Annotated in this window: 21 protein-coding genes and 2 rRNA genes (1 of these 23 running past the window's edge); 16 read left to right on the forward strand and 7 right to left on the reverse strand. The window is 43.5% G+C overall.

The features are described 5' to 3' along the window. Positions 1-30 precede the first annotated feature (30 nt). Complete coding sequence (locus NYE43_RS04605) at positions 31-414, reverse strand: hypothetical protein (RefSeq protein WP_095714802.1); 384 nt, start codon at positions 412-414, stop codon at positions 31-33. Between the two features lies 1 nt (position 415). After that, positions 416-628: a helix-turn-helix transcriptional regulator gene (locus NYE43_RS04610; RefSeq protein WP_010333455.1), complete on the reverse strand. Its 213-nt coding sequence runs from the start codon at positions 626-628 to the stop codon at positions 416-418. Between the two features lie 192 nt (positions 629-820). On the opposite strand from NYE43_RS04610, the gene NYE43_RS04615 reads away from it, so the two are divergent. The 5 genes from NYE43_RS04615 to NYE43_RS04635 all read left to right on the forward strand — a co-directional run bounded on the left by NYE43_RS04615 (position 821) and on the right by NYE43_RS04635 (position 6,483). Further along, positions 821-1,339 carry an SH3 domain-containing protein gene (locus NYE43_RS04615; RefSeq protein WP_095714801.1) on the forward strand — a complete coding sequence of 173 codons (519 nt, stop codon included), beginning with the start codon at positions 821-823 and terminating at the stop codon, positions 1,337-1,339. Positions 1,340-1,424: 85 nt separating this feature from the next. Next, entirely contained in the window at positions 1,425-1,757 is a 333-nt protein-coding gene (locus NYE43_RS04620) for an SdpI family protein (protein ID WP_024120653.1), read from the forward strand. After that, on the forward strand, positions 1,744-2,607 hold the full coding sequence (locus tag NYE43_RS04625) for an alpha/beta fold hydrolase (protein ID WP_341061083.1): 864 nt from the start codon (positions 1,744-1,746) through the stop codon (positions 2,605-2,607). The genes NYE43_RS04620 and NYE43_RS04625 overlap by 14 nt, the downstream gene beginning before the upstream one ends. Before the next feature lie 231 nt (positions 2,608-2,838). Next, entirely contained in the window at positions 2,839-3,828 is a 990-nt protein-coding gene (locus NYE43_RS04630; protein ID WP_010333459.1) for a glycosyltransferase family 2 protein, read from the forward strand. A gap of 69 nt (positions 3,829-3,897) precedes the next feature. Continuing rightward, positions 3,898-6,483, forward strand: coding sequence for a YfhO family protein (locus tag NYE43_RS04635; protein ID WP_341061084.1), 2,586 nt, complete (start codon positions 3,898-3,900; stop codon positions 6,481-6,483). Here the strand turns inward: NYE43_RS04635 and NYE43_RS04640 are convergent. Further along, positions 6,480-7,463 (reverse strand): metal-dependent hydrolase, encoded by a 984-nt coding sequence (locus NYE43_RS04640; RefSeq protein ID WP_024120657.1) that lies wholly within the window; start codon positions 7,461-7,463, stop codon positions 6,480-6,482. The two genes, NYE43_RS04635 and NYE43_RS04640, sit on opposite strands and share 4 nt — an antisense overlap. A 216-nt stretch (positions 7,464-7,679) precedes the next feature. Between NYE43_RS04640 and mutY the strand changes: the two genes are divergently transcribed. Beyond that, positions 7,680-8,780 carry an A/G-specific adenine glycosylase gene (gene mutY / locus NYE43_RS04645; protein ID WP_198097851.1) on the forward strand — a complete coding sequence of 367 codons (1,101 nt, stop codon included), beginning with the start codon at positions 7,680-7,682 and terminating at the stop codon, positions 8,778-8,780. Between the two features lie 22 nt (positions 8,781-8,802). On the opposite strand, the gene NYE43_RS04650 is transcribed toward mutY, so the two are convergent. Further along, positions 8,803-9,027, reverse strand: coding sequence for a hypothetical protein (locus tag NYE43_RS04650; protein WP_024120659.1), 225 nt, complete (start codon positions 9,025-9,027; stop codon positions 8,803-8,805). Between the two features lie 82 nt (positions 9,028-9,109). On the opposite strand from NYE43_RS04650, the gene fabL reads away from it, so the two are divergent. The 5 genes from fabL (at position 9,110) to NYE43_RS04675 (ending at position 13,125) form a co-directional block, all read left to right on the forward strand. After that, complete coding sequence (fabL, locus tag NYE43_RS04655; protein WP_010333464.1) at positions 9,110-9,862, forward strand: enoyl-[acyl-carrier-protein] reductase FabL; 753 nt, start codon at positions 9,110-9,112, stop codon at positions 9,860-9,862. Between the two features lie 70 nt (positions 9,863-9,932). Then, positions 9,933-10,190 (forward strand): gamma type acid-soluble spore protein SspE, encoded by a 258-nt coding sequence (gene sspE / locus NYE43_RS04660; RefSeq protein WP_024120660.1) that lies wholly within the window; start codon positions 9,933-9,935, stop codon positions 10,188-10,190. A gap of 173 nt (positions 10,191-10,363) precedes the next feature. Beyond that, on the forward strand, positions 10,364-10,624 hold the full coding sequence (locus NYE43_RS04665) for a YgaB family protein (RefSeq protein ID WP_024120661.1): 261 nt from the start codon (positions 10,364-10,366) through the stop codon (positions 10,622-10,624). Positions 10,625-10,767: 143 nt separating this feature from the next. Next, positions 10,768-11,298, forward strand: a complete 531-nt coding sequence (gene ntdP / locus NYE43_RS04670; protein ID WP_341061087.1) for a nucleoside tri-diphosphate phosphatase — start codon at positions 10,768-10,770, stop codon at positions 11,296-11,298. 84 nt (positions 11,299-11,382) lie between these two features. After that, positions 11,383-13,125: an ABC transporter ATP-binding protein gene (locus NYE43_RS04675; protein ID WP_024120662.1), complete on the forward strand. Its 1,743-nt coding sequence runs from the start codon at positions 11,383-11,385 to the stop codon at positions 13,123-13,125. Positions 13,126-13,199: 74 nt separating this feature from the next. Here the strand turns inward: NYE43_RS04675 and NYE43_RS04680 are convergent, their stop codons facing one another. Together NYE43_RS04680 and NYE43_RS04685 are read right to left on the reverse strand one after the other, a co-directional pair. Next, positions 13,200-14,261 (reverse strand): aromatic acid exporter family protein, encoded by a 1,062-nt coding sequence (locus tag NYE43_RS04680; RefSeq protein ID WP_101860259.1) that lies wholly within the window; start codon positions 14,259-14,261, stop codon positions 13,200-13,202. Positions 14,262-14,480: 219 nt separating this feature from the next. After that, on the reverse strand, positions 14,481-15,770 hold the full coding sequence (locus NYE43_RS04685; RefSeq protein WP_101860258.1) for a glutamate-1-semialdehyde 2,1-aminomutase: 1,290 nt from the start codon (positions 15,768-15,770) through the stop codon (positions 14,481-14,483). A gap of 151 nt (positions 15,771-15,921) precedes the next feature. On the opposite strand from NYE43_RS04685, the gene bcp reads away from it, so the two are divergent. Both bcp and perR read left to right on the forward strand, forming a co-directional pair. Then, entirely contained in the window at positions 15,922-16,395 is a 474-nt protein-coding gene (gene bcp, locus NYE43_RS04690; protein WP_095714792.1) for a thioredoxin-dependent thiol peroxidase, read from the forward strand. A 134-nt stretch (positions 16,396-16,529) separates the two neighbouring features. Beyond that, complete coding sequence (gene perR / locus NYE43_RS04695; RefSeq protein WP_010333472.1) at positions 16,530-16,967, forward strand: peroxide-responsive transcriptional repressor PerR; 438 nt, start codon at positions 16,530-16,532, stop codon at positions 16,965-16,967. Positions 16,968-16,997: 30 nt separating this feature from the next. Here the strand turns inward: perR and NYE43_RS04700 are convergent, their stop codons facing one another. Continuing rightward, on the reverse strand, positions 16,998-17,351 hold the full coding sequence (locus tag NYE43_RS04700) for a YgzB family protein (protein ID WP_010333473.1): 354 nt from the start codon (positions 17,349-17,351) through the stop codon (positions 16,998-17,000). 206 nt (positions 17,352-17,557) lie between these two features. Between NYE43_RS04700 and NYE43_RS04705 the strand changes: the two genes are divergently transcribed. The 3 genes from NYE43_RS04705 to NYE43_RS04715 all read left to right on the forward strand — a co-directional run. Then, positions 17,558-18,442, forward strand: coding sequence for a nucleotidyltransferase-like protein (locus NYE43_RS04705; protein ID WP_185848150.1), 885 nt, complete (start codon positions 17,558-17,560; stop codon positions 18,440-18,442). Between the two features lie 295 nt (positions 18,443-18,737). Continuing rightward, positions 18,738-20,287, forward strand: a 16S ribosomal RNA gene (locus tag NYE43_RS04710). A gap of 169 nt (positions 20,288-20,456) precedes the next feature. After that, positions 20,457-21,045, forward strand: a 23S ribosomal RNA gene (locus NYE43_RS04715) (it continues 2,339 nt past the right edge of the window). Together the 16S and 23S rRNA genes form the textbook arrangement of a ribosomal RNA operon.

The following is a 21,045-nucleotide window of genomic DNA, read 5'->3' on the forward strand; positions in this document are numbered from 1 at the left end:
GCCTGCCGGCAAAGTACGGCAGGCTGTTTTTTACACATTTGTATTAAGTACATCACTAATCACCATTCTAAGCATAAAACCAAGAAAAGCAGTATATGCAATCAGCTGCAGATAGGACAGAGGAAGCATGGATTGATGAATAAGAACAACACCTATAAGCAATATAACAATCATCACCCAATGTGATATATAGCCCGCGAAATGAGCATTTGAGCGGGTGCGTTGGTCATTCTGAAAGTGTACGTTTCCCCAGAGTTTATTTCTATGAATATGTGCGGCAGAATAAAGAACTCGTGCAGTTCCGATGACTGCTAACAGAAGTGTTAAAGTTGAAGGTGAATGCCAATAAAGGACATACAATAAAATGGGAAGCAAAGTTTGCAAAAACAATCCGGTACGATACGTCATGTTCATATTATTTGTCTCCTTCTATCCAGAATAATTGATCTAATGAGCACTCTAATACTGAAGATAATTTAATTGCAGTGCCTATCGAGGGTTCATATCTTTGTTTTTCAATTGCAATGACCGTCTGTCTTGTCACTTGAATGTTTTCTGCCAGCTGATCCTGTGTCCATCCTTTAGCTTTTCTGTATTCTTTTACACAATTACGAACCCCGTGCTTCATCTTATTTGATCCTCTCTCGTTATGTAACGTATACTTTACATAATGTATCATACAAAGATTAGAATGTAATGTACACCTTACAAACCTTAAAATTTCCTTAACTGTTAGAAAAAATAAACAAAAAGTGTTTCATCCTCCAGGCAATCAGGGAATACCTCTTATATCTTGTCAAAATCCGAGGAGGAGCTATGTATGAAAAAGAAACAAGTATTGCTCGCTTTAACTGCCGCCGCAGGACTGAGTTTCACAGCATGTAGCACTGCTCCCGCAGCAAAAGCTGCAACCCTTCAGACCATAAATGTCACCATGCCATCATCAGATTCTTATATGATTAAAGCAGGAAAACTGAATGTCCGGGCTGAGCCAAAACAAAAAAGCGCGATTCTCGGCACAGTATCATCTGAACAGAAAGTCACTGTAAAGAGATTTGCTAATGCTGATTGGGCTCAAATCGAATTCAAAGGAAAAAAAGGATATATTTCAACACACTTCTTAATGAAAACCGCAAGTCAAGCAAAAACAGCAAAACAGACTGCCTTCTATTCTCCAACACCGGAAAATGGAAAAGCCAAGCAGCTTTCCTCGGGGACAGAAGTCACTTTGCTCGGCTGGGGATTCAGTGAAAACGGAGGATTTGATTTCAGCTGGGCATTCGTTGATCACGGCGGGATAAAAGGCTATATTCCGACAAAGGATTTACAAATACGCTAAATAGACAGGCTCATGCTTGTCTTTTTGTCAGGATATTGAAACATTTCTTCTTTCTGAACGTAACAATGAGAGAGGAGATGATCAGATGGCATGTTTAGTCGGCGGAGGGCTCATGATCATTGCAGGTCTTTTTATCAAATTGTTCCCTCCAAAATCCATTAACAGTGTATATGGATTCAGAACGAGACGCTCAATGTCAGATCAAAAGTTATGGAATGAAGCCAACCGTTACAGTGCGGCGCTCATGATCCTGTCAGGTTTGATTGTCTTGGGGGCCGGGGTGCTCCTGAGATCAAGCTTTATCATCCTTCAGCTGATCTTGCTTGTTGCTGCTTGTATCATCACTTTTATACTGACAGAGAAAAGGCTGAAACATATGACGCAAAGTCAAGGAGGAGATTTAAGTGGAAGGAGTTAACAGCCAGTTTGTCAAAACAAATGGAATCACACTCCACGTTGCTTCTGCAGGACCGGAGGACGGCCCGCTTATCGTCCTGCTCCATGGATTTCCTGAGTTTTGGTATGGCTGGAAAAACCAAATCAAACCGCTTGCGGACGCGGGGTACCGGGTGATTGCTCCTGATCAGCGAGGTTACAATCTCAGTGACAAACCGGAAGGAATTGAGGCATATCGGATTGATACATTAAGAGATGATATCATTGGGCTTATTTCGCAATTCACTGATCAAAAAGCAATCGTGATCGGTCATGACTGGGGAGGAGCAGTAGCCTGGCACTTGGCATCAACACGTCCGGAATATCTTGAAAAGCTTATCGCCATTAACATACCGCATCCGCACGTCATGAAAACCGTAACACCAGTCTACCCTCCGCAATGGCTGAAAAGCTCATACATTGCCTTCTTCCAGTTGCCGGACAAACCGGAGGCCGCGTTAACAGAAAACGACTATGAGAAATTAGATAAAGCCATCGGGCTATCTGATCGGCCGAAGCTTTTTTCTTCTGAGGATATCAATAAGTACAAAGAAGCGTGGAAGCAGCCTGGCGCCCTGACGTCAATGCTGAACTGGTACAGGGCCCTCAGAAAAGGCAGCCTTGCAGAAAATTCCCGCGAATGCCATACAGCCCCTTACCGGATGATCTGGGGAATGGAAGACCGCTTTTTAAGCAGAAAGCTTGCAAAAGAAACAGCAAGACGCTGTCCAAACGGGCATTTAATATTTGTGGATGAAGCATCCCATTGGATCAGCCACGAAAAGCCGGCCATCGTGAATCAGCTTATTTTAGAATATCTTGAAAAACAATAAGTCAGATTTTCTTTGCACCGTCTGTCGAAATGGCAGACTTTTTCTATGCTTTTTTTTCATACTCTATTTTAAACCTGACAAAATAACATTACATATACTCAAATGTCATACCAAAAATGTAACAAAAAACAGGTTTAAACGACTTTAAAAAAAGGAATAGCCTTACTGAAGATTTGTGTACAATTCCCCTAAGGCAATACTTAAAAAGAATAAAAAAAAGAAGGTGCCTTAATGAAGCAAGGATTAATCTCGATTATTATCCCGTCTTACAATGAAGGTTATAATGTCAAACTCATTCATGAATCTTTAAAAAAGGAATTCAAAAACATTCATTATGATTATGAAATATTCTTCATTAACGACGGAAGTATTGATGACACGCTTCAGCAGATCAAAGACCTGGCATCCAAATGCAGCCGAGTGAAATACATATCATTTTCGCGAAACTTTGGAAAAGAAGCCGCGATCTTGGCCGGATTTGAACATGTTCAAGGCGAGGCAGTTGTCGTGATGGACGCCGATTTGCAGCATCCGACCTATTTGCTGAAGGACTTTATCAAAGGCTACGAGGAAGGCTATGATCAAGTCATTGCCCAGAGGAACAGAAAAGGGGATAACCCCGTGCGTTCGCTTCTTTCGTCCCTTTACTACAAGTTCATTAATAAAGCGGTGGAAGTTGATTTGCGTGACGGTGTCGGAGACTTTCGTCTGTTAAGCCGCCAAGCTGTGGATGCACTTTTGAAATTGAGCGAAGGCAACCGCTTTTCAAAAGGCCTGTTTTGCTGGATCGGCTTCGAACAGAAAATTGTTTTTTACGAAAATGTCGAAAGAAAAAACGGCACATCCAAATGGTCATTCAGCAGCCTTTTTAATTACGGAATGGACGGCGTTGTCTCCTTTAACCATAAACCGCTGAGAATTTGCTTTTACACCGGCATTTTTGTATTGCTGCTCTCTCTTATTTATATCATAGCCACGTTCGTCAAAATTCTTACAAACGGTATTTCTGTACCCGGATATTTCACAATTATATCTGCGGTCTTATTCCTTGGCGGGGTTCAGCTGTTAAGCCTTGGCATCATAGGAGAATACATCGGCAGAATCTATTACGAAACAAAAAAACGTCCGCATTATTTGATCAAAGAAGCAAATATCCCGAGCAAAGATCTGCCTGAAACGAACGAATTGAAAAACATGCGGCGCCTGACCAAACTGCACTGAAATGAATCAATTGCCATTGGCAGTGCTTTTTTGCATGCTTACAGTTAACGGCAAGACTGGAGACCTCTTATGAAAAAAAGAAAACATGTCATGATTTATGCGGCCAGTCTGTTCATAGCCGTTCTTGCGCACGCTTTTTTTGTGAAAGAATGGGCGGAAGGCAGATATATGACCGGTCCCGGTGACGGACTGGCGCAAATGATCGTATTTAAGAAATTATTATATGAACAATACACGCAAGGAAACTTTTTCTATCATTATTCATTCGGACTCGGCGGCGGCACATTCAGTCAGCTTGGCTATTATTTTTCTGCTTCTTTCCTTTTTCTTGCGACATCCGCCGCAGTTTGGCTGCTGCAATCGGTTCATCTCATCGGTGAGGCGGATACGCTTTTTTGGGCACAGTCAGCTGTTTTTATCAGCATTTTTAAGCTGAGTCTGATTATTTTTACAGCAGCTTCTGTTTTCAGCTATTTGCTCAAACGCAGAGCAGCGGCGTTTACGGGTGCTGTACTATACGGAGTATCGATTATTTACTTTCGCCATGAAGCGTATTGGGAATTTTTCACCGATACAATGATTTGGCTTCCGCTTCTTGTGCTCGGAGCGGAAAAAATCATCAGGGAGCGGCGTCCGGCATGGTTTATCATTGCTTGCTCACTGAGCTTAATCAACAATTTTTACTTTGCATACATAAATCTGATTTTCATTGGAATTTATATTTTGTTCAGATGGCTGATCAAGCTGGAAGATCATGAAGTGAAAAAATGGGTTCAATGCAGAATGTTTTTAGTCTCGGGACTCATTTCTTTCGGTATCAGTGCGGCGGTATTTGTGCCGGTGGTTTACGGGTATTTAAATAACCTGCGCCCTCCGTATAATGAAAAAATAGAGTGGCTGAATTTCGATGATAATATTTTATTTTCAAGCAGGATTATCGTGGTGCCAGCCATCTTTTTGCTGTTTTTGTTTGTCATTTCTTTTTATAAACACCGGGTGTTTCGCCTTTTTGCCGGATTGAGCCTTCTGTTTATCCTCTTTCATTTCAGTCCGTACGCGGCAAGCGCCTTTAATGGCTTTTCCGCACCGCAAAACCGGTTTGAATATATTTTGGCCTTTACAATCGCCGGAGCAGCCGCCGCAGGTTTATCACAGCTGCAGGAGCTGAGGCGGAAAGAACTGCTTCCTGCAGCAGCGATTGTTCTGCTTCTATATTGGTATCATGTCCAAAGGTATGAGCTTGATATATGGAAGCCAGCGAATGAAAGCATCCTACTGCTTTTGTTCCTGACAATCGCTGCTTTGTTTGCCGCAGTTTTTGTGAAAAAACGGGCAAAGCTGGCTGTATACGGTGTGGTGATTCTGTCTTCGCTGCTTGTCGCTAACACCTATCAGAAATATGCGCTCTCAGAAGGAGGCGGGCTGGACAGTGTCTCAAAATTCTATATTACAAGCGAGGAATACAAAGGAGACGAACAATCTCAGCTCATCAGACGTGTGCAAAAGGAAGACAATGATCCGCTCGTGAGAATCGACTGGATGAATGGCGTCCGCAATAACACTCCGATTATTTACGGGTTTAATGGATTCAGCGCCTACTCGAGCATTTTAAACAGCCATTTGCTCTCCTTCTATTGGAATGATCTTCGCATCGATATGGGAAGAGAAAGCGTCAGCCGCTACGCTTCATTGGGGGACAGAGCGAATTTGTACAGCCTGCTTTACGGCAGATATTATATGACGGAAAAAGTAAACGAAGCGAATGTTCCATACGGCTTTACAAAACATATGGAATCAGAGCACTACACCGTTTATGAAAATCAATACATGCTTCCTTTTGCCAAATCAGCAGATAAAGTTTACTCAGAAAGGGATTTGGAAAAATTGCCGACTCTTGCGAAAGAGCAAGCGATGCTGAAAGGAATTGTATTAGCAGATCCAACTGAAAAAACAGAGCAGCCGCCTGATCTGGCGAATCTGATCTCCAAATCGGACATCACTGCAAAACAAGCTCAATATCAAAACGGACTCCTCACTGTAACTGGAGAAAACGGCGGAGAATTGATCATCACTCCGAAAAAGGCGTCAGCCGGTCCGGGCGATTACTATGTCAGTTTTTATTTAAAAAGCAAAGCAAAAGACAAAGGATTTACGCTAAAGGTAAATGATTATGTCACAACAAGAAAATCCAATCAATCGATCTATAAAACGGGTGTAAATGATTTAACCATCAGAGTGCCTAAATCAGATCATATCTCGATCAGGCTTCCGAAAGGAACGTACGAGCTTTCACACATAGCGCTTTATGCAGAAAATTATCAAACATTAAAAAACGCTGTGTCGCAAAACAAAACAGAGAGAACAGACAGCCTGGAATGGAATAAAAACAAGCTGACATTCACATATCACAATTCTAAACCCCAGTACATCATGCTCCCGATTCCGTATGAGAAAGGCTGGGAGCTGAAAATTAACGGAAAACAGCAGAAAATTGAAAAAGCCGATTACACTTTTATCGGTTTTAAGGCGCAAAAGGGAGACAATCAAATTGAACTCACCTACTATCCGCCATATTTTAAAATATCCGCAGCGATGTCTTTCATCAGTCTGCTCTTAGCTGTTTTTTATACAAGGCGCAAAAAAGCCCGGCTCTAAATAGAGCCGAGCTTTAATTTTTTCTGAAGCTTTTCTTCGCTGAATATCCAGCCGGTATAAGATGAGCGTATCTCAAGATCATGACTGATATGAACAATTGCGACAAATGGATAGTGCCCTTTACTCCGATAACGCAGGTCAATAAACCGTACCTCGTAATGATCCTTATACGTATCCACTTCCCACCTGTAAACCGGGGAGAACGAAAGAAACGCCGCAATGTTATCATCCTGCTTCGCCGCTTGCATAACGTCGGTTTCAGGCACAGGCACCCGATTAAACGTATCAAGTATCACCACGTGCCCGTCCATGCTCCTTCCTACATAAAAAGCATGCGCAGTTGTAACCGCAATCCGCCATTGCCTGAATTTCATCGTCGGCGAAATGATAATGCTTTCGATCTCTTCATGAATCATCTCACGGAGCTGCCGTTTGATTCGCAGCTGCATCATCAGGCGCAAGATATAATAGCCTGCCAGTATTACGTATAAGGTGAGAAATGTGATACCGGGGCTGCCGCCGACATACCAAACCGCGATGGCCGCCAGATGGCTGATAAATATAAACGGATCAAATGTGTTAATCAGCCCGAGTGCCACCCATTTTTTCGAAAACGGCCGGATGGCTTGTGTTCCGTACGCGTTGAAAATGTCAACAAATACATGCAGCACAACTGCCAGCAATGTCCACAGCCACAGATGCAGAAAATCAGCCTGCGGATAAAATAAATACAAAATCGCCGGAATGATGACAGACCAAAACAAAACGGCGGGAATAGAATGGGTAAAGCCTCTGTGGTTTCTTATATAAACAGCATTGTTTTTAAGTTTTAACACAGTATCAATATCAGGAGCCTGTGAGCCCGCAAGCGTAGCGATCATGACTGCGTGTGCCATTGCCGGATCTGTTCCGACAACCGGATCCAGTGTCGCGATTCCGCCGAGGGCGATGCCCATGACAACATGTGTGCCCGTATCCATAGGTGACCTCCTTGCAGGTGTATCCTGCACATTCACTTTTGTAAGACATTACCTATTTTTATATACCCAATCTTTTAACCTGTTTAATCGTTCTCATATGTTTCCGCTTTTTCTTTACTTCTATTTAATGTAACATATTATCGTACTGTGCCCTTAGTGTACAACAAAAAACAGTCTAAAGAAAAGCGGGGCGCGAGAGACTGGGGAGAAACACATATGAACGTACTTGAAGATAAGGTAAAACAAAAAGATATACAGCAATTTCAAAATGATTTAATTAACTGGTTCGAAAGAGAACAGCGCATTCTGCCGTGGAGAGAGGACCAGGATCCGTATAAAGTATGGGTATCTGAAGTGATGCTCCAGCAAACGAGGGTAGAGACGGTCATTCCTTACTTTTTACGGTTTGTGGAGCAATTCCCGACAGTAGAAGCGCTCGCTGATGCCGATGAAGAAAAAGTGCTCAAAGCATGGGAAGGCCTCGGTTATTATTCGCGGGTCAGAAACCTGCAAAGCGCGGTTAAAGAAGTGAAGCAGCAATACGGGGGAGTTGTTCCGTCAGAAGAAAAAGAGTTCGGCGGCTTAAAAGGCGTAGGCCCTTACACAAAAGGAGCGGTGCTAAGCATCGCATACAATAAACCGATTCCTGCGGTTGACGGAAATGTGATGCGTGTCATGTCGAGAATTTTGTCCATCTGGGATGATATTGCCAAGCCAAAAACAAGAACGATTTTTGAAGAAGCAGTCCGTGCGTTTATTTCAAAAGAAAAACCCTCTGAATTCAATCAGGGTTTAATGGAGCTGGGAGCCATCATCTGTACGCCGAAATCACCTTCTTGCCTGCTTTGTCCTGTTCAGCAGCATTGCTCAGCGTTTGCAGAAGGCACTGAACGAGAACTCCCGGTGAAAAGCAAAAAGAAAAAACCGGGAATCAAAACAATGGCTGCAATTGTACTGACAGATGATGACGGACAAGTCTATATTCATAAACGCCCGTCTAAGGGACTGCTTGCCAATCTGTGGGAATTCCCGAATCTTGAAACGCAAAAAGGAATCAAAACAGAGCGCGAGCAGCTCACTGCATTTTTAGAAAGTGATTTTGGCATAAAAGCTGAAATCAGTGACCTCCAAGGTGTAGTCGAGCATGTTTTCACCCACCTGGTATGGAATATTTCTGTGTTTTTCGGTAAAGTAAAACAAGTGTCGGATACTGCAGACCTGAAAAAAGTAACGAAGAAAGAGCTCGAAGAATTCGCGTTTCCAGTGTCACACCAGAAAATTTGGAAGATGGCAGTGGAAGCAGCCGGAGTCATTTAATTCGGCTGCTCGGTAAGAGTCCTTAATCATAACTGACGCGCGTGCCGTGGCTGTAGTCTGCTTCATTACGCTTCATTCCGCCGCGCGCTTCAATCTCTTGCGTTAATTCACGGTATTTTGATTGGCCTTCTTCGTTCAAATAAGGCATAATTTGCTGAAAGGCATGATGAAAAAAGGCGAGTTCACTGTTTTTCCAGTCCTTTTTGGAAATCATGGTCAATTCGCTCATATCTCGTCCGACATACATAACAGAAGACCCCCTTTAAAGTTCTTGCCATTATTGTTTGTGGAATGAAGAGAACTATACGCTACAAGGAGCTGAGGAAAAAATGGAACAAAATAAATGCGCCCTCGTAACAGGAAGCAGCCGCGGCGTCGGAAAAGCAGCGGCGATCAGACTTGCGGAAAACGGCTATAATATTGTCATTAACTATGCACGCAGCAAAAAAGCCGCTCTGGAAACAGCGGAAGAAATCGAAAAACTTGGCGTGAAAGTGCTTATCGTAAAAGCAAACGTAGGCCAGCCCGCAAAAATTAAAGAGATGTTTCAGCAAATTGATGAAACCTTTGGAAGACTGGATGTTTTTGTTAATAACGCTGCATCAGGCGTACTGAGACCGGTTATGGAATTAGAGGAGACACATTGGGACTGGACGATGAACATCAATGCAAAAGCCTTGCTTTTCTGCGCTCAGGAAGCGGCAAAGCTGATGGAGAAAAACGGCGGCGGTCATATCGTCAGCATCAGCTCATTAGGTTCAATCCGCTACCTTGAAAACTATACGACAGTTGGTGTGTCAAAAGCTGCGTTAGAGGCTTTAACCCGTTATCTCGCAGTAGAGCTTTCACCAAAACAGATTATCGTAAATGCGGTATCAGGCGGAGCGATTGACACAGATGCGCTCAAACACTTCCCGAACAGAGAAGACCTTTTGGAGGATGCGCGTCAAAATACCCCGGCGGGACGTATGGTAGAGATTAAAGATATGGTCGATACGGTTGAATTTTTAGTGTCATCAAAAGCTGACATGATCCGAGGGCAGACCATTATCGTTGACGGCGGGCGCTCACTGCTCGTTTAAAAAATTTTTTTGAAAAAAGGAATAGCCACTCGATTACCTGCACATTCTAATGACCGTGGAGGTGATAACAATGGCTAACTCAAATAACTTCAGCAAAACAAACGCTCAACAAGTCAGAAAACAAAACCAACAATCAGCTGCTGGTCAAGGTCAATTCGGCACTGAATTTGCTAGCGAAACAAACGCTCAGCAAGTCAGAAAACAAAACCAACAATCAGCTGCTGGCCAACAAGGTCAATTCGGCACTGAATTCGCAAGCGAAACTAACACACAGCAGGTAAGACAGCAAAACCAATCTGCTGAACAAAACAAACAACAAAACAGCTAATCACTGAAACAGAAAAAAGCACTTCATCTTCGGGTGGAAGTGCTTTTTTCTGTTTGAAAAACGACAAAACTTGTGAAAGCTCAACAGAATGAGTCAAAGGGTTTGCTTAGATCAGAATCGAAATGATTAATGGTGGAAACGTTTAGACTTTGACCAGGCTGAAGGAGGAACCGATGACGGAATTTGAAAAGCTGGTAATAGAACAGATGAAAACGATGGACAAGCTTCTCGATCTCCAATCAGAGCTCGACCGCTGCAAAGAAATCGAAGCAGAACTCCGGCACTTGGAAAGGGATGCAAGGCTGCGCGGTATTCAGGATGAAATTGCGGTAAAACGAAAGCATCTTGCTGATATACAGGATACGTTTCAGAAACAGACAGAGCAGGTGATTCGTTCATATCGCAGCTCAGAAAAGCCGTCTTCCTATGTGTAGAGCAGGAATGTGCCATTCCCAAGCCGGAATGGCTCTTTTATTTTCATTTTTCAATTTGTAACGTTATAATAGGTAAAAGACGTTGTCGGTAAGCAAATTTGGACATACTAACTGTAGGGCTTTATAGAAAGTAGGGGAGAAATATGGGTTATCCCAAGGAAGGAGAAACCATTCAAATTCACAGCTATAAGCATAATGGGCTGATTCATAGAATTTGGAATGAGACAACAATCTTAAAAAGTACAGAAATGTGTGTCATCGGAGCCAATGACCGGACGATGGTAACCGAATCAGACGGCCGGACATGGATAACCAGAGAGCCCGCAATCTGTTATTTTCACGCAAGACAATGGTTTAATGTCATCGGGATGCTGAGGGAAGACGGGGTTCATTATTATTGCAACATCAGTTCTCCGTTTGCCTATGATGGCGAAGCAATTAAATATATTGATTATGACTTAGATGTTAAGGTTTTTCCTGACATGACTTACAATATTCTCGATGAAGACGAATATGATGATCATCGGAAAACCATGAATTATCCAAAAGAAATTGACAGTATTTTAAGAGACTACTTAAACACACTGCTCCATTGGATTCATCAGCGGCAGGGCCCGTTTGCACCCGAGTTTGTCGATATGTGGTATGAACGGTATTTGCGCTATACAAAATAATGGTTACGTAAAAACCTGTTGCGGGGTACAACAGGTTTTTCACATGGGCTCACACACATCATGATAAAGAGAGGGGGAATCAACGTGGGGGTTATGAAACGCTATATGCAATTCGTCAAACCTTATAAGAAGCAAATTTTCATTACAGTATTAATCGGGATCGTAAAATTCTCCATTCCGCTTGCTCTCCCATTGCTTCTGAAGTACGTAGTTGACGACATTATTCAAGGAGGCGGCACGGCCAGTGACAAAACAACGTCATTGTTCACCATTATGGCGATCATGTTCGCCTTATTTTTAATTTTGCGCCCGCCTGTTGAATATTATCGGCAATATTTTGCCCAGTGGACAGCCAGCAAGGTACTCTATGATATAAGAGCCAAGCTGTTTGATCATATACAGAAGCTGAGCCTTCGTTTCTATGCGAATACTAGAACCGGAGAAGTCATTTCCCGAGTCATCAATGACGTGGAACAAACAAAGGATTTTGTGATCACAGGTCTGATGAATATATGGCTCGATATGCTGACGATTTTGATCGTGATCTCTATCATGCTGACACTGGACGTTAAATTAACGCTTATTTCCATCATTTTGTTTCCGTTATACGGTATATCAGTGAAGTATTTTTACGGCCGTTTAAGAAAGCTGACAAGAGAGCGGTCACAGGCGCTTGCTCAGGTTCAGGGGCATTTGCATGAACGGATTCAAGGCATGCCGGTGATCAGAAGCTTTGCGATAGAAGACCATGAGCAGGCCAACTTTAATGAAAAAAACAGCCATTTCTTAGATAAAGCAATCCGTCATACGAATTGGAATGCCAAAACCTTTGCGGTTGTCAACACCATTACAGATCTGGCACCGCTCATCGTGATTGCATTTGCCGGCTATTTTGTCATCAACGGACCGCTGACAGTCGGAACGATGGTTGCGTTTGTCGGGTATATCGACAGAATGTATAACCCTGTCAGAAGGCTGATTAATTCTTCTACAACCTTGACGCAGTCAATCGCTTCAATGGACAGGGTATTTGAATTTATTGACGAGCCGTATGAACTGACTGACAAACCAAATGCCATCAAAGCTGACCATATCCGCGGAGAAGTCGAATTTCGAAATGTGTCGTTTCAATATGAAAAGGGAAAAGAAAACATCCTTCACGATGTGTCTTTAAAAGTAACCAGAGGAGAAACCGTAGCCCTCGTTGGAATGAGCGGCGGAGGGAAATCCACGCTCGTCAGCCTGATTCCAAGGTTTTATGATGTATCAAGCGGCAAACTATTGATTGACGGGACAGATATTCGGAATTATGAAGCAAGAAGCCTGCGCAATCAGGTTGGCATGGTGCTTCAGGATACCTTTTTATTCAGTGAAACGATTAGAGAAAATATTGCGATCGGAAAACCTGATGCCACGCTTGAAGACATTATGGAAGCCGCAAAAGCAGCCAATGCACATGATTTTATTATGAGTTTTCCGGAAGGGTATGAGACCCGTGTGGGAGAAAGAGGCGTTAAGCTCTCAGGGGGACAAAAACAGCGGATTTCCATTGCGCGTGTATTTCTGAAAAATCCGCCGCTGCTGATCTTGGATGAAGCTACTTCAGCTTTGGATCTTGAAAGTGAGCACTACATTCAAGAAGCGATGGACAAGCTGGCGAAGGACAGAACAACTTTTGTTGTGGCCCACCGCTTATCAACCATCACACATGCGGATAAAATTGTCGTCATGGAAAACGGAACAATCATCGAAACCGGAACCCATGATGAACTGATGGATTATGACAGTCAATACAAGCACTTATTCACAATCCAAAACTTGAACTAAACATCGATCTTATATCCTTTGATTAAGGATATAAGATTTTTTTGTATGAAAAAAACCCGGTGATGTGAACCGGGCTACTCTTCTATTTCCAATTCGCAGTCTTTCGGATGGTACGTTTGAAAGCTTGTAATAAGTGTTTCTAAATGTTCAAGCTGCTCGCGGTATTCCACAGCGCTTGCCATAATATTAAGCATATTATAATCAAGAAGCTCATCATCTGAGTTGCGCTGGTTTCTAAGAAATGACTTTGTCAGCAGCTGTTTGTATTGGATGCCTTCTTCATCTGTATCATCATGCGGTTTAATTTTGCCGACAAACCTCATCAAAATCCGCTCGTGCCAATGAAGCAGGTAATCAAGTTCTTCAGTCAGCGTTTCCTGAAACTCTTCAGGCATATGATAAATCTCGTTTTCCAGGCGATGCAGCTTCTTCAGCGTATCGAGCGCCCGGTTTGCGGTTATTATCGCCTGTCTGAACAGGACAAGTTTTCTTGATTTCACGTAAGTCGTTTTCTTAAAGTAGCTTCTTTCTTCTTTATATAGAAGATATGTCTGATCAAGCTTGATCATTTTTTCTTTCAATTTTTCAATATCCTCTTTCAAAATCGAATGCTCTGTTGACTGGCGCATAATCAGCCTGATCCATTTCATAATTTCTTCAGTGTTTTCGACTGTGTTATGAATCAGCTTTGTCTCGTACTTAGGCGGCAGGAACACCAGGTTGACGATAAAGGAAGAAAGTACCCCTAAAATGACTGTGCTTGTTCTGATCAGCGCAAACATTAAGAAGTCGTCACCGGCAGATTCTAAAATCGCAATAACTGTAACAAGAGCAATCGAAATCGTATGTTCAATTTTAAGCTTCAGCATTATGGTAATAACAATAACTGCTGTCAATCCGATCATAATCGGACTGGGTCCGAAAATAAGACCGAACACTGTGGCGATAACAGCTCCGATAATATTTGCCTGAACCTGATCAATAATAATAAGAAAAGAGCGGTAAATTGACGGCTGGATCGCAAATATCGCTGCAATCCCAGCAAAAATCGGTGCGGGAAGTCCGATCCACGAAGCTAAATAAAGAGCCAGCGTAATCGCGATCCCTGTTTTGAAAATGCGGGCACCAAGTTTCATTGGTTTGTGCGTGCATTCCTTTCTATAATAAATTGTTTGACCTAGCAAATGGCTAATCATTAAAATTCCCTGTGAGTTTATTTGCTAAACAATTAAGTAATATACAGGGATCAATACAATTATTCAAGCTATTTTTCAAGAAAAAGACCAAAATCTTACACGCTTTTTAAAAGTACAAAAAAACAGGAGCTTTAAGCTCCTGTCCGGGGATGTGCAATATTACTTTTTAAGATGTTTAAAAGCATCCTCAACAGCAGCAAGCGTATCTTTAATATCCTGCTCTGTATGCGCTGTTGTAATAAACCACGCTTCATATTTAGAAGGTGCGAGATTAATGCCGCGCTCCAGCATCAGCTTGAAAAACGTAGCGAATGTTTCACCGTCACTGCGTTCTGCCTGATCGTAATTTTCTACTTTCTCATCAGAGAAGTATACCGTCAGCGCACCCTTTAACCGATTGACTGTTATTGTGATGCCGTGGGTTTCTGCGTGTGCCAAAATGCCTTCCTCAAGCATAGCGCCAAGACGGTCAAGCTTTTCATACACGCCTTCTTCTTTCAGCACTTCCAGGCAAGCAATGCCAGATAAAATAGAAGCGGGGTTTCCGGCCATTGTTCCTGCCTGATATGCAGGGCCGAGCGGTGCGACTTGCTCCATAATTTCTTGTTTGCCGCCATAGGCTCCAATTGGAAGTCCGCCGCCAATAATTTTTCCGAGTGCAGTTAAATCCGGTTTCACCTGTAAAAGATCCTGTGCACCGCCATACATAAAGCGGAAAGCAGTAATGACTTCATCATAAATAACGAGGGCGCCCGCATTGTGTGTCAGTTCGTTTACTTGTTCTAAGAAACCTTCTTTTGGCTCAACGATACCGAAGTTGCCGACAATCGGTTCAACGAGAACCGCTGCGATTTCACTGCCCCATTTCTCTAAGGCCGCTTTGTAGCTGTCAATATCATTAAATGGAACTGTAATGACCTCGTTTGCAATGCTTTTCGGTACACCGGCTGAGTCAGGCGTGCCCAGAGTAGACGGACCGGAGCCGGCCGCTACGAGCACAAGATCTGAATGGCCGTGATAACAGCCTGCAAATTTAATGATTTTGGTGCGGCCTGTGTAAGCACGAGCCACACGGATGGTCGTCATCACAGCTTCTGTCCCTGAATTGACGAATCTTACTTTATCCATAGCAGGGATGGCTTCCTTCAGCATCTTTGCAAAAGTAACCTCATGTTTTGTCGGTGTTCCATATAATACACCGTTTTCCGCGGCTTTTTTAATCGCCTCTGTAATATGCGGGTGGGCATGTCCGGTGATGATTGGCCCGTAAGCCGCCAAATAATCAATGTATTTGTTTCCGTCGACGTCCCAAAAATAAGCGCCATTTGCTTTCTCCATTGCAACAGGAGAACCCCCGCCAACTGCTTTATATGATCTTGAAGGGCTGTTTACACCGCCGACAATATGCTCTAATGCTTCACGGTGAAGTTCAACTGATTTTGTATACAAAAATAATAACCTCCTATATCTCCTTGCGTCCCCTCTATTGTAGCATGCTTCCAAACAAGAACAACGGATTCAGGCTCAAGATACAGGGTCATAGTTGTAATCTGGACAAGAATTGGATACGCTTAATACAAAAACATCCGGAGGTAAAGAAATGACTATTGAAATCGGACAAAAAGCGCCTGAGATTGAGTTGAAAGGCGATCATGGGGAGATAGTAAAATTATCGGATTATGAAGGGAAATATATCGTCCTTTACTTTTATCCAAAAGACATGACACCGGGATGCACAACTGAAGCGTGCGATTTTCGTGACAGCCATGAAAACTTCGCTGAGCTGGATGCTGTGATTATCGGCGTCAGCCCGGACAGCGAGGAAAAACACGGGAAATTTAAAGAGAAGCATAATCTGCCGTTCTTGCTGCTTGTCGATGACGAACACAAGCTGGCGGAGGCGTTTGATGTATGGAAACTGAAGAAAAACTTCGGAAAAGAATATATGGGGATTGAACGCTCCACTTTTTTAATTGACAAAGAAGGCCGGCTCATTAAAGAATGGAGAAAGGTAAAAGTGAAAGACCATGTAGCCGAAGCGCTCCAGACGCTGAAAGATATGTCGGGAAAGTAAAATCGTCAATCAGCCTCATAGCATATGCTGCAACTTTTACCCTAATATCAATTGACAAATTATCGTAAAAAGAGTTACACTAATTATAAACATTATAATGTAAGAATCTTTTTTAGAAGAGAGGTGCATGACGGATGGCTGCACATGAACTAAAAGAAGCCTTAGAAACGTTGAAGGAAACCGGAGTTCGCATTACTCCTCAACGTCATGCGATTCTGGAATATCTCGTTAACTCTATGGCTCATCCAACAGCGGACGATATATATAAAGCTCTGGAAGGGAAATTTCCTAACATGAGCGTAGCGACGGTATATAACAACTTGCGTGTGTTCCGGGAATCCGGCCTGGTAAAAGAGCTCACATATGGTGATGCTTCCAGCAGATTTGATTTTGTTACATCCGATCACTATCACGCCATTTGTGAAAGCTGCGGTAAAATTGTGGACTTCCACTATCCCGGCCTTGATGAAGTAGAGCAGCTTGCTGCACATGTGACCGGCTTTAAAGTAAGCCACCACCGTTTAGAAATTTACGGCGTCTGCCAAGAGTGTTCAAAAAAAGAAAACCATTAAAATAAGCTGACCGCGAAACGGTCAGCTTATTTATTTCGACATTTTCTTCTTATTATAAGACTCATCAAATTCTTTTCCTTCTAAGCTTTGATCTAAAGTCAGCGGCTCTCTGCAATGCATACACATATCTACTCTGCCTAAAACCTTGGTCTCTTTTTCACAGCCCGGACAAATGACCCGAACCGCTTTGGTCGAGAGCATGCCGATCCAAAAATAAACAACCGTGCTGAGCCCGATAGATAAAAGCCCAAGTATCATAAACAAACTCGAAAGCAAAACGGATTCCTTAAAAAAGATCCCGATGTACATAATGATAAACCCAACGAAAACCAAACTTAACGCAAACGTTCTGATTTTATTAATTTTGCTGGAGTATTTCGCCATGTCCATCCCCCTCTGAATTAAATATAGCACAAACCTGATGGTATTTTCTTCATGTTTTCGTTTGAAATGGAATTTAAATATGGAGACTTGCTTTGAAATTGTTTATAATAGTTCAATGTGTTTAGAAAAAAGGAATTTCGATTTAACCATAGAATTGAATCAAATAGAGAATAAAAAAATTGAACAATTGCATTGGAGGAATAGTGATGGAAAATCTTCTCCGTCCAATTTACCAAGAAAGAGCAAGTCATCCCAATACATTGGCTGTTATTATGATTGAGAGAAGAAACAAAACGTCTTCCATAACAGACAACTTTGATGCCGCTTTGCTTGTCATTGTAAAGCAGTCTGATAAGCCTGTTTTTATAAAGCATTATGAATTTGATCACAAAACAGCCTCTTTGCATGTGATAACTGATGCTCAGGTTCAAGAATGGATTTTGCTCGGCACAAATAGGAGAATCATAGATTGGATTGTAAACGGAAGAGTCATGTTTGACCGCAATGAGTATATTGCTGAGCTTATCGACAGGCTTAATACTTTTCCGTTTGCAGAACGTAAACTGAAGATCGGCCTTGAATACGGCAAGTTAATTAGAAGATACGTTGAAGGAAAAGCTTTCTTTGAAGCCAATCAATTTTTAGATGCCTACAATGCAGTAGTCCATGCATTGCATCATCTAGCACGTATTGAAGTAATCGACAGAGGATTCCATCCGGAAACCACTGTGTGGAGTCAAGTGCGTCAGATGGAGCCTCAAGTGTACAAATTATATTCCGAGCTGATTGAAAGTCACGAAAGCTTGGAAAAAAGACTTGAATTATTATTCTTAGCAAATGATTTTCTTATTCATTCTAAAGCTGAGATTGGTTCAGCACATCTTTTCGAAGTGATGAAAGAAAAGGACATATGGCAATTTAGCGAGCTTCTTCAGCATCCTGACTTAAAACATTTTACTCAAGACCTTGGCGTCATGCTTGATTACCTGACAGAAAAAGGTCTTCTCAGCGTGTGCCGAATTGAAACCAAAGGACAGGCTGTCTTTCATCGAGGATATTCTTTTAAAAAAGATGTTGACTCTGATTCCTGAGCATGGTATATTATTAAACGTCGCTGATGCGCTTCTGAAAAAATAAGCTCACAGCGGCGGAGAAATAAAATAAAAAACATTTGACAAAACAAAGTCGAAATGTTATACTGAAAAAGTCGCTTCTTAAAGAAGAGGCGGATGATCTTTGAAAACTAAACAAGACAAAACGTACCTGTTAATTCAAGTTTTATTATAAATCGCACAGCGATGTGCGTAGTCAGTCAAACTGAGGTCTGCACGATGCAGATCACGTAGATGTCACCACAGGATGTGGTGAACTTAATCTGCGATCCATTTATCGGAGAGTTTGATCCTGGCTCAGGACGAACGCTGGCGGCGTGCCTAATACATGCAAGTCGAGCGGACAGATGGGAGCTTGCTCCCTGATGTTAGCGGCGGACGGGTGAGTAACACGTGGGTAACCTGCCTGTAAGACTGGGATAACTCCGGGAAACCGGGGCTAATACCGGATGCTTGTTTGAACCGCATGGTTCAAACATAAAAGGTGGCTTCGGCTACCACTTACAGATGGACCCGCGGCGCATTAGCTAGTTGGTGAGGTAACGGCTCACCAAGGCAACGATGCGTAGCCGACCTGAGAGGGTGATCGGCCACACTGGGACTGAGACACGGCCCAGACTCCTACGGGAGGCAGCAGTAGGGAATCTTCCGCAATGGACGAAAGTCTGACGGAGCAACGCCGCGTGAGTGATGAAGGTTTTCGGATCGTAAAGCTCTGTTGTTAGGGAAGAACAAGTACCGTTCGAATAGGGCGGTACCTTGACGGTACCTAACCAGAAAGCCACGGCTAACTACGTGCCAGCAGCCGCGGTAATACGTAGGTGGCAAGCGTTGTCCGGAATTATTGGGCGTAAAGGGCTCGCAGGCGGTTCCTTAAGTCTGATGTGAAAGCCCCCGGCTCAACCGGGGAGGGTCATTGGAAACTGGGGAACTTGAGTGCAGAAGAGGAGAGTGGAATTCCACGTGTAGCGGTGAAATGCGTAGAGATGTGGAGGAACACCAGTGGCGAAGGCGACTCTCTGGTCTGTAACTGACGCTGAGGAGCGAAAGCGTGGGGAGCGAACAGGATTAGATACCCTGGTAGTCCACGCCGTAAACGATGAGTGCTAAGTGTTAGGGGGTTTCCGCCCCTTAGTGCTGCAGCTAACGCATTAAGCACTCCGCCTGGGGAGTACGGTCGCAAGACTGAAACTCAAAGGAATTGACGGGGGCCCGCACAAGCGGTGGAGCATGTGGTTTAATTCGAAGCAACGCGAAGAACCTTACCAGGTCTTGACATCCTCTGACAATCCTAGAGATAGGACGTCCCCTTCGGGGGCAGAGTGACAGGTGGTGCATGGTTGTCGTCAGCTCGTGTCGTGAGATGTTGGGTTAAGTCCCGCAACGAGCGCAACCCTTGATCTTAGTTGCCAGCATTCAGTTGGGCACTCTAAGGTGACTGCCGGTGACAAACCGGAGGAAGGTGGGGATGACGTCAAATCATCATGCCCCTTATGACCTGGGCTACACACGTGCTACAATGGACAGAACAAAGGGCAGCGAAACCGCGAGGTTAAGCCAATCCCACAAATCTGTTCTCAGTTCGGATCGCAGTCTGCAACTCGACTGCGTGAAGCTGGAATCGCTAGTAATCGCGGATCAGCATGCCGCGGTGAATACGTTCCCGGGCCTTGTACACACCGCCCGTCACACCACGAGAGTTTGTAACACCCGAAGTCGGTGAGGTAACCTTTATGGAGCCAGCCGCCGAAGGTGGGACAGATGATTGGGGTGAAGTCGTAACAAGGTAGCCGTATCGGAAGGTGCGGCTGGATCACCTCCTTTCTAAGGATATTTACGGAATATAAGACCTTGGGTCTTATAAACAGAACGTTCCCTGTCTTGTTTAGTTTTGAAGGATCATTCCTTCGAAACGTGTTCTTTGAAAACTAGATAACAGTAGACATCACATTCAATTAGTAACACAAGATATCACATAGTGATTCTTTTTAACGGTTAAGTTAGAAAGGGCGCACGGTGGATGCCTTGGCACTAGGAGCCGATGAAGGACGGGACGAACACCGATATGCTTCGGGGAGCTGTAAGCAAGCTTTGATCCGGAGATTTCCGAATGGGGAAACCCACCACTCGTAATGGAGTGGTATCCATATCTGAATTCATAGGATATGAGAAGGCAGACCCGGGGAACTGAAACATCTAAGTACCCGGAGGAAGAGAAAGCAAATGCGATTCCCTGAGTAGCGGCGAGCGAAACGGGATTAGCCCAAACCAAGAGGCTTGCCTCTTGGGGTTGTAGGACACTCTATACGGAGTTACAAAGGAACGAGGTAGATGAAGAGGTCTGGAAAGGCCCGCCATAGGAGGTAACAGCCCTGTAGTCAAAACTTCGTTCTCTCCAGAGTGGATCCTGAGTACGGCGGAACACGTGAAATTCCGTCGGAATCCGGGAGGACCATCTCCCAAGGCTAAATACTCCCTAGTGACCGATAGTGAACCAGTACCGTGAGGGAAAGGTGAAAAGCACCCCGGAAGGGGAGTGAAAGAGATCCTGAAACCGTGTGCCTACAAGTAGTCAGAGCCCG

Source organism: Bacillus sp. FSL R5-0434 (assembly GCF_038004745.1).
GTDB classification, from domain to species: domain Bacteria; phylum Bacillota; class Bacilli; order Bacillales; family Bacillaceae; genus Bacillus; species Bacillus halotolerans.

Coding starts and splice junctions, on each gene's coding strand:
- sspE (WP_024120660.1), top strand. CDS start 9,933: ATGGCTAACTCAAATAACTTCAGCAAAACAAACGCTCAACAAGTCAGA.
- ntdP (WP_341061087.1), top strand. CDS start 10,768: ATGGGTTATCCCAAGGAAGGAGAAACCATTCAAATTCACAGCTATAAG.
- NYE43_RS04630 (WP_010333459.1), top strand. CDS start 2,839: ATGAAGCAAGGATTAATCTCGATTATTATCCCGTCTTACAATGAAGGT.
- NYE43_RS04615 (WP_095714801.1), top strand. CDS start 821: ATGAAAAAGAAACAAGTATTGCTCGCTTTAACTGCCGCCGCAGGACTG.
- NYE43_RS04665 (WP_024120661.1), top strand. CDS start 10,364: ATGACGGAATTTGAAAAGCTGGTAATAGAACAGATGAAAACGATGGAC.
- NYE43_RS04610 (WP_010333455.1), bottom strand. CDS start 628: ATGAAGCACGGGGTTCGTAATTGTGTAAAAGAATACAGAAAAGCTAAA.
- mutY (WP_198097851.1), top strand. CDS start 7,680: ATGAACGTACTTGAAGATAAGGTAAAACAAAAAGATATACAGCAATTT.
- NYE43_RS04640 (WP_024120657.1), bottom strand. CDS start 7,463: ATGGATACGGGCACACATGTTGTCATGGGCATCGCCCTCGGCGGAATC.
- perR (WP_010333472.1), top strand. CDS start 16,530: ATGGCTGCACATGAACTAAAAGAAGCCTTAGAAACGTTGAAGGAAACC.
- NYE43_RS04620 (WP_024120653.1), top strand. CDS start 1,425: ATGGCATGTTTAGTCGGCGGAGGGCTCATGATCATTGCAGGTCTTTTT.
- NYE43_RS04680 (WP_101860259.1), bottom strand. CDS start 14,261: ATGAAACTTGGTGCCCGCATTTTCAAAACAGGGATCGCGATTACGCTG.
- bcp (WP_095714792.1), top strand. CDS start 15,922: ATGACTATTGAAATCGGACAAAAAGCGCCTGAGATTGAGTTGAAAGGC.
- NYE43_RS04705 (WP_185848150.1), top strand. CDS start 17,558: ATGGAAAATCTTCTCCGTCCAATTTACCAAGAAAGAGCAAGTCATCCC.
- fabL (WP_010333464.1), top strand. CDS start 9,110: ATGGAACAAAATAAATGCGCCCTCGTAACAGGAAGCAGCCGCGGCGTC.
- NYE43_RS04605 (WP_095714802.1), bottom strand. CDS start 414: ATGAACATGACGTATCGTACCGGATTGTTTTTGCAAACTTTGCTTCCC.
- NYE43_RS04700 (WP_010333473.1), bottom strand. CDS start 17,351: ATGGCGAAATACTCCAGCAAAATTAATAAAATCAGAACGTTTGCGTTA.
- NYE43_RS04650 (WP_024120659.1), bottom strand. CDS start 9,027: ATGTATGTCGGACGAGATATGAGCGAATTGACCATGATTTCCAAAAAG.
- NYE43_RS04635 (WP_341061084.1), top strand. CDS start 3,898: ATGAAAAAAAGAAAACATGTCATGATTTATGCGGCCAGTCTGTTCATA.